This window comes from Falsiroseomonas sp. (genome assembly GCF_051860665.1).
Taxonomy (GTDB): domain Bacteria; phylum Pseudomonadota; class Alphaproteobacteria; order Acetobacterales; family Acetobacteraceae; genus Falsiroseomonas.
On sequence record NZ_JBHYDM010000058.1, the window covers coordinates 1 to 6,719 of the forward strand.

The following is a 6,719-nucleotide window of genomic DNA, read 5'->3' on the forward strand; positions in this document are numbered from 1 at the left end:
GGCGGGGCGGGGCGCGCGGCCCCCCCCCCCCCCCCCCCCCCCGCAGCGCCTCAGCGCCGCGCCAGGCCGGCAGCCTGTCGCGCCAGTGCGGCGATGCCGGCGCGGGCGAGGGTTTCGTGGACCTCGCGGAAGGCGGTGGTCTTCGTGCGGCGTTCGGCTTCGAGCAGGGCGGCGCCTTGGGCTTCGAGGGCGGCCGGGGGCCAGATCCGCAGGGCTTTGTCGAAGGCGGGCTTGTGGCGGAAGAAGACGGGGGGTCGCAGGGCGCTGGAATCGCCGCCGGCGACGGAGGCTTCGTGCAGCCGCTGCACGTGGCGGAGGGTGGCGCGCACCACCATCACGGCATTGGCGCCTTCGGCGAAGGCGGCGTCGAGCGCCCGGTCGGCGGCCAGGGCGTCGCCGGCGGTGGCGGCCATAAGGGCCGTGTCGAGGTCGGCCGAGACGCCTTCCGCCACGCAGGCCATGGCGGCGGCCTCATCCACCTGGCCGTCCGGTCCGGCATGCAGGGCCAGGACCTCGACCGCGCGGCGCAGCAGCAGGCGGTCTTCGCCGAGGCGCGCGGCCAGCCAGCCCAGCACCGGGGCATCCGCCTGCGCGCCGTGTTCGCGCAGCATGCGGCCGATGGTGCCGGCCAGTTCCTCCGGCCGCTCGCGCCAGCAGGCGATCACCATCACATCCGGTGCCGCTTCGGCCAGCACCCGCAGCTTGGATCGCGCGGTGAGTTCCCCGCCCTCCAGCACCAGCAGCGCCTCCCCGGCGCTGGCCAGGGCGTCCTTCAGCGGGGTGGCATGGGCATCGGTCGCCTCTCGCAGCCGCACCACGCGGCGGCCGCCGGTCATGGCGAGTGCCGCGGCCTCGCCGGCCAGGGCGCCGGGCTTTGCCGCCTCCTCCCGGCTCAGCTCGGCCAGGCGGAAGGGGTCGTCCATGGCGCCGCCGAGCACGGCGCGGACCAGCTGTTCCGCCCTTTCGCGGGCCAGGCCGGCATCGTCGCCATGCAGCAGCACGGCGCGCGTCGCGCCGGGGTTGTCGAGGAAGGCGGCGATGCGCTTCGGGTCGAGCTTGGCCATGGCGCGGTCAGCGCAGGGCCGGCGTCATCCCGGGCACCAGTTCCGGCCGCACCGGCGTCAGCGCCGGGCTTGCCGGCGTGGCGGGCAGCGCGGATGGGCCGCCCTGGGCGAGGCCGGCGGCGCCGGCCGAGCGGCGGCGGAAATCCACCGCGATGCGGGTCACCACCAGCTCCGCCAGCAGATCGGCCAGCCGCGCCTCCGCCGCCTCCCGGCTGCTGTCGGAGGCGAAGTACTGGTTCGGCGGGATGTTATAGGCTTCCGTCGCACGCTCCACGCCGGAGGCCAGGGTTTCGGGCGGCGGGCCGGGGCGGGCCAGCAGCCAATTGGCGGTGCCGATATAGCGCACGCGGGTCGCGGTGCCGTCGCGCTGGATGCCGATGCCTTCCGCCTGCAGGCTGGGCGAGAGGCGCAGCTCGTAGCGCGCCTCGGCGGGGCCGGAGATGTCCTGGCCCATGCGCTGGTACAGGGCGCGGCGCAGCAGCTGGCCGAAGCGTTCCTGGATGACGGTGACGCGGATGCCCGAGAGCTCCGCCCGCACATCGGCCTCGCCCGGGCCGGCGGAGCCATAGAGCGGCCGGAAGCCGCAGCCGCCCAGGGAGCCGCCCAGGGCCAGCAGGCCCAGGCCGCCGAGCAGGCCGCGACGCGTCAGGGGTTCATACGACGTAATTGACCACCCGCCCCGGAACATGGATCCGCTTCTTCACCGGCTTGCCGCCGAAGGCACGCTGCACGTTCTCCTCCGCCTCGGCCAGGGCGAAAATCTCCGCCTCGGTCGCGCCGACGGACACTTCGATGGTGGCGCGCAGCTTGCCGAGCACCTGGACGGCGAGCGTCATGGTCTCCGCCTTCACCAAAGCGGGGTCCGCCTCCGGCCAGGGCAGTTGCGCCACCAGCTTTTCCGAGTCTGGATTGAGGAGCGCGAAGAGCTCCTCGGCCAGGTGCGGCATCATCGGCGCGGAGAGGCGGGCCAGCATTTCGAGCGCCTCGCGCCGCGCCGCGCCCATGCCCTCGGCCGTCGCCTGGGCCTCGGCTTCGCCGATCGCATTGGCGAATTCATGGATGCGGGCGACCGCGACATTGAAGGCAAAGCTGTCCAGCGCCTCGGTGACCGCCAGGATGGTCCGGTGCGTGACCTGCCGCAGCTTCTTGGCCGCGCCGGTCGCCTCGGGCATCGGGGTGCCGGGGGCGGGCAGGCTGGCCAGGGCGTTGCTGGCCAGGCGCCAGACGCGCTGGGTGAAGCGGAAGGCGCCGGCGACGCCGGATTCCGTCCACTCCATGTCCCGCTCCGGCGGGTTGTCGGAGAGGATGAACCAGCGCGCGGTATCGGCGCCGTAGCGGCCGATGATGGCCCCGGGGTCCACCGTGTTCCGCTTCGACTTCGACATCGCCTCGATGCGGCCGATGGTCACCGGCTCATTGCCGCCCTTCAGCGTGGCGCTGCGCGTGCCATCGGCGGCCAGGCTGAACTCCACCTCCTCGGGGTAGAGCCAGCGGCCATCGGCGGCCTTGTAGCTCTCGTGCTGGACCATGCCCTGGGTGAAGAGGCCGGCGAAGGGCTCCGCCACGGCCAGATGGCCGGTGGCCTGCATCGCGCGGGTGAAGAAGCGGGAATAGAGCAGGTGCAGGATCGCGTGCTCGATGCCGCCGATATACTGGTCCACCGGCAGCCAGGCATTCACCGCGTCCTGCGTGACGGGCGCGGCCGCCTGGGGCGAGCAGAAGCGGGCAAAATACCAGGAGCTGTCGACGAAGGTGTCGCAGGTATCCGTCTCCCGCCGCGCCTTGGCGCCGCAGGAGGGGCAGTTCACGTGCTTCCAGGTTGGGTGGTGGTCCAGCGGATTGCCGGGGCGGGAGAAGTCCACATCCTGCGGCAGCTCGACCGGCAGCTGGTCTTCGGGGACGGGCACCGCACCGCAGCTGTCGCAATGGATGACCGGGATCGGGCAGCCCCAGTAGCGCTGGCGGGATACGCCCCAGTCGCGCAGGCGCCAGTTCACCACCCCGGTGCCCTGGCCCTGGGCCTCCAGCTTCTCGATGGCGGCACGCTTGGCCGCCGGCACCGGCTTGCCGTCCAGGAAGTCCGAGTTGAACAGCGTGCCGTCGTCGGTATAGGCGCCGCCGTCCAGCGTGAAGGTCGCCGGATCGGCCCCCGGCGGGAGAACGACGGGCTTGATCTCCAGCCCGTATTTCGTGGCGAATTCGAAATCGCGCTCGTCATGGCCCGGGCAGCCGAAGATGGCGCCTGTGCCGTATTCCATCAGCACGAAGTTGGCGATCCAGACCGGGTAGGTCTTGCCCGGCAGGAAGGGATGCGCGACGCGGAAGCCGGTGTCGAAGCCGCGCTTCTCCGCCTGCTCGATCGCCGCCTCGCTGGTGCCCATGCGGCGGCATTCCGCCACGAAGTCGGCGGCAGCCGGGTTCGCGGTGGCGGCCGCGGCGGCCAGCGGATGCTCGGCGGCAACGGCGAGGAAGGACATGCCGAACAGCGTGTCCGGACGGGTCGTGAAGACCTCCACCTCGGAAGTCTCCGCCACCGGCTCCGTCAGCTTGAACCGGACCCGCGCGCCCTCGCTGCGGCCGATCCAGTTGGACTGCATCAGCTTCACGCGCTCAGGCCAGCGATCCAGCCCGCCCAGGGCCTCCAGCAGGTCCGGCGCATACTTGGTGATCGCCAGGAACCACTGGGAAAGCTTCTTCTTCTCGACCAGCGCGCCGGAGCGCCAGCCGCGGCCGTCGATCACCTGTTCATTGGCCAGCACGGTGCCGTCGACCGGGTCCCAGTTGACCCAGCTCTCCTTGCGCTCGACCAGCCCGGCCTTCCAGAAATCGAGGAACAGCTTCTGCTGCTTGCCGTAGTAGGCGACGTCGCAGGTGGCGAATTCGCGGGACCAGTCCAGCGACAGGCCCATGCGCTTCAGCTCGGCGCGCATATTGGCGATGTTCTGGTAGGTCCATTCGCCGGGATGCACGCCGCGCTCCCGCGCCGCATTCTCGGCCGGCAGGCCGAAGGCGTCCCAGCCCATGGGGTGCAGCACCAGGTGGCCGCGGGCGCGCTTGTAGCGCGCCACCACGTCGCCCAGCGTGTAGTTCCGGACATGGCCCATATGGATCTTGCCGGAGGGGTAGGGGAACATCTCCAGCACGTAGTATTTGCTGGCGCCCTCGGGCGGCACATCCGGCACCGCGAAGCAGCCGCGGCGGTCCCATTCCGCCTGCCAGCGCGGCTCCGCGGCGGCGAAATCATGCCGGGCCGGCTGCGGCTGGCCGGAATCCTGGGTCGTGGACATCTCGTTCATCGTGCTGCGGTGCGCTGGCCTGGGGTTCATCTCCGGCATAGAGCCCCCGTGCCGGCCTGGGAAGGGCGGCACGCGGCGGCTCGGCCCTTTGGCGCCGCAGCCTCAGCGCGCGGCGGTGGACTGGGCGCGCAATTCGCGGGCGCGGGCCAGGACCTGGTCCTCGAGCTCGGAGGCGGTGCTGGCCGCAACCGGCACATCCACCCAGGCATTGCCGCGCAGCTCCTGCCGGAACAGCGCCACCCGGACGCCATCCGAGCGCAGCGTGCGGCCGAGGATATAGGCGGTGGCGCGGAAGCGCTCATTGGTATTGCCGGGGGGCGAATACCAGTCGGTGATCAGCACGCCGCCGAAGGGATCGGCGGAGGAGAGCGGCATGAAGGACAGCGTGTCCAGCGCCGCGCGCCACAGGAAGGCATTCACGCCGATGCCGGAGGCATCGCCGGCGCCGCTGCCGCGCTGCTGGCTGCGGTCGGTGCCGAAGAGCAGGATGCCATCGGTGCCGCCGAGGCGCCCGCGCACCTGGTCCCGCCGGCGGTCGGAGCTGTATTCGTCGAGGCCCGGGGTGCGGACATTGCCCTCGAGCGCGCTGCACGCCGCGAGCAGGGTTCCGGTCAGGCCCACCATCATCAGTCGCGTCAGGCGCATCGTTCCCATTCCGGCCCATCCCGGCCCGTCGCGGGCCTTTTCTCGGGATCGTCTTTACCCGTCCGGCGCCGGATCGCAAAGCCGGGGGTCCGGCGACGCTTCGAGCCGGCATGAAAAAGGGCGGCAGGTTTCCCTGCCGCCCCTTCAGGCTTGCCGATCCGGAAGGATCAGAAGGCCAAGCGGGTGCCGATGATGATGACGTCGACGTTGCGGTTGCGATAGTTCGCCGCCACGTTCGCCGCACCGAAGGCGCGGACGTTCTCATCCTCGATGTTGGTGTAGTTGATGAAGGTCTCCAGGCCCGGGGCCAGGGTGTAGACGGCGCCGAGGCCCCACACCTGCTGCTCGCGATCCGCCACGCCGACCAGCGCGTTGTCCTGCTTGGCCTGCGAGAAGAAGGCGCCAACCTGCACCGCGCCGAAGCGGTAGGTCGCACCGAGGGTCCAGTTGTTGGAGTTGTCCAGGCCCGGGGCCAGGCCAGCGCGGCCCGGAGCGGAACCCGAGTAGCGGCCCCACACATAGTGACCACCGACCGTGAAGCCGTAGGCGGAGACGTTCAGGCCGGCCTGGTAGGCGTTCGGGTCGCGCACGCCGGAGGCGGTCGGCGCATCGCCGCGCATCGCGGAGAAGGCGGCGGCCACGCCGACATTGCCGAAGCTGCCGCGGTAGCGGATGGCGCCCGACAGCTCGTTGCGGATGGAGCCGACGTTCGTGTTGCGCTGCAGCTGCGCGTTGGTCGTCGCGTTCGGCAGCAGGTAGTTCTCACCCTCGTACTGGTTCGGCGCATAGCTGACGCCGAAGTCGAAGCCGAAGAACTGCGGGGACAGGTAGATGATCTTGGTGCTGTCGCTGCCGTCGTTGATCGTCGTGGTCAGGTAGCGGGTGCCATCGGCCGCCGGCGCGATGAACTCGTCCCAGCCGCCGGACTCGCCGAGGTTGGTCACGGACGGGGCGGCGACCTTCAGCTGGTCGGCGGCGCTGTCCTGGTCACCGAACTGCAGGGTGCCGAGGGTCGGGGAGGAGATGAAGCCCCAGACCTCGTCCGTGTCGATGATGCCACCGTTGCCGCTGTTCTGGCTGCCACCGTTGGTGACGTTGTCCATCTGCAGCTCGATCTCGGCGCCGTAGGACAGGCCATTGGCCGCCTTGCCGCGCACGAGAACGGTGATCTCCATGTCGGAGCGGAAGTCGACCTTGGAACGGGAGGCCGGCAGGCCGGTGGTCGCGGCGCTGTCGAAGTTGTCGTCGACGTAGCCGCCGGTGAACTCGAAGTAGCCGCCCACGCGAACGGTCGGGGCTTCCTGCGCCTGGGCCACACCCATGCCCATCAGCGCGGCGCCCACCACCGCGGTGGTGCCCAGCAGAATCTTGCGCATCTCTAAAAACCTCCTCCTGCGCCGGGTGGCCCCCGGCATGCGACGACCCGCCTGCCCCCCTCGGCAGGACGCCGCCACCAGGTTCCCCCCCGGTAGCAGTCAGGCCCGGGCGGATAATGGTCCGGCCTTCCGGGGGACGGCAACGCCGCAGCAGGGCCGGACGCGACTTCGTTGAGGCAGTGTGGCCGCGGGGCCACATGAGAATGTGTCTTAGCCCGCCAGCGCCCCGATGGCCGCCAGCCCGGCCGCGCGCCCGGGGCCCCGTGGCGGCAGCCGACCCGCGGTTGCCGGCGCCAGGCCGCCCAGCGCCACGGCCGGCCGGCCCAGCTGCCGGGCCA

5 protein-coding genes are annotated in these 6,719 nt (G+C 71.3%); all 5 read right to left on the minus strand.

Features of this window, described 5'->3' with window-relative positions; translation table 11 throughout:
- Positions 1-50: 50 nt before the first annotated feature.
- Positions 51-1,064 (minus strand): DNA polymerase III subunit delta, encoded by a 1,014-nt coding sequence (holA, locus tag ACTIF1_RS26405; RefSeq protein WP_439599456.1) that lies wholly within the window; start codon positions 1,062-1,064, stop codon positions 51-53.
- A gap of 7 nt (positions 1,065-1,071) precedes the next feature.
- Complete coding sequence (gene lptE, locus ACTIF1_RS26410; protein ID WP_439599457.1) at positions 1,072-1,752, minus strand: LPS assembly lipoprotein LptE; 681 nt, start codon at positions 1,750-1,752, stop codon at positions 1,072-1,074.
- On the minus strand, positions 1,718-4,360 hold the full coding sequence (gene leuS / locus ACTIF1_RS26415; protein WP_439599458.1) for a leucine--tRNA ligase: 2,643 nt from the start codon (positions 4,358-4,360) through the stop codon (positions 1,718-1,720). Before leuS ends, lptE begins: the two co-directional genes overlap by 35 nt.
- A 102-nt stretch (positions 4,361-4,462) precedes the next feature.
- Positions 4,463-5,005 carry a DUF3576 domain-containing protein gene (locus ACTIF1_RS26420; protein WP_439599459.1) on the minus strand — a complete coding sequence of 181 codons (543 nt, stop codon included), beginning with the start codon at positions 5,003-5,005 and terminating at the stop codon, positions 4,463-4,465.
- 167 nt (positions 5,006-5,172) lie between these two features.
- A complete protein-coding gene (locus ACTIF1_RS26425) occupies positions 5,173-6,381 on the minus strand; it encodes a porin (RefSeq protein WP_439599460.1) in 1,209 nt (402 codons plus the stop codon).
- Positions 6,382-6,719 lie beyond the last annotated feature (338 nt).